This window comes from Streptomyces sp. GC420 (genome assembly GCF_009916105.1).
Classification (GTDB): Bacteria; Actinomycetota; Actinomycetes; order Streptomycetales; family Streptomycetaceae; genus Streptomyces.
This window is the reverse complement of sequence record NZ_JAAAXQ010000823.1, coordinates 1-576: the sequence shown is the minus strand read 5'-3', so window position 1 is coordinate 576 and position 576 is coordinate 1. Positions and strand designations below refer to the sequence as shown.

General features: G+C 74.7%; 1 protein-coding gene. It reads right to left on the bottom strand.

Going from position 1 to position 576, the window contains the following annotated elements; genetic code table 11:
* Positions 1–34: 34 nt before the first annotated feature.
* On the bottom strand, positions 35–576 hold a 542-nt coding region (locus tag GUY61_RS38820), incomplete at its 5' end, for a ricin-type beta-trefoil lectin domain protein (RefSeq protein ID WP_166634962.1).

Here is a 576-nt window from a genome sequence, read left to right as displayed (position 1 = left end):
GGAGTCAGGAGACTCCCCGGGGCAGGGGCGGACTTCACCGGCCGGTGAGGGCGGCCGTCAGCGGCTTGGAGGCCGAGGGCGCCGGCACGGTTCCGGCCCCGGCCTGGGCCTCGCTCTCGGTCTCCGTGGTCCACAGTTGCCCCCTGCCGGGCTCGGCCCCGTCGAGGGCCTTCAGGACGATCGGGGCGTCCACCGCCCTGCGGGCCGGCACCACCACCAGATCGGGCATCTCGCGGGACGCGAGCAGGCCTTCGGGCGAGAGCTCGTACCGGAAGTCGCCCGCCCGGTCGCCGGTAGCGGCACCGCACGAGCTGAGTTCGAGGCCGAAGGGCTGCGCGGAGTCGAGACACAGGTCCGGCCGGTCCGCGTTGCGCAGCAGTCCGTCGGACCCGAACCGCCACAGCTGGCCGGGCCGGTCCCTGCAGGTCGATGTGACCGCCGGTGCCCCGGCCGTGATCTCGTCCTGGTCGCCGCCGACGGCCAGACAGAGCCCGGAGCGCGCGTTGCGGAAACGGGTGACCGTGCCGCCGCCCGCGGTGGCGGAGTCCTCGGGGGGCGATGTGGAGGCTGTCTCTT